Here is a 242-nt window from a genome sequence, read left to right as displayed (position 1 = left end):
GATCAAAGAGCTGTGTTTGCTTATCAGATTTCTCTGAAAGCAGATGAAAGAGATGTATTTGAGTTCTTCTCAAGGGCTGGCAAGGTGCGAGATGTTCGCTTGATTATGGATCGCAATTCAAGACGTTCCAAGGGTGTTGGGTATATTGAGTTTTATGATGTCATGTCTGTCCCCATGGCAATAGCACTTTCAGGCCAACCTCTTCTTTGTCAACCAGTGATGGTGAAGCCATCAGAAGCCGA

1 protein-coding gene is annotated in these 242 nt (G+C 44.2%); it reads left to right on the top strand.

The window, feature by feature from the left end; genetic code table 11:
- Positions 1 to 242: hypothetical protein (locus tag L9G74_RS24590; RefSeq protein ID WP_500142684.1), on the top strand; the 242-nt coding region annotated here is incomplete at both ends.

Source organism: Shewanella electrica (assembly GCF_022321485.1).
Classification (GTDB): domain Bacteria; phylum Pseudomonadota; class Gammaproteobacteria; order Enterobacterales; family Shewanellaceae; genus Shewanella; species Shewanella electrica.
The sequence above is the reverse complement of the archived record's forward strand: the minus strand, read 5'-3'. Positions and strand labels throughout refer to the sequence as shown.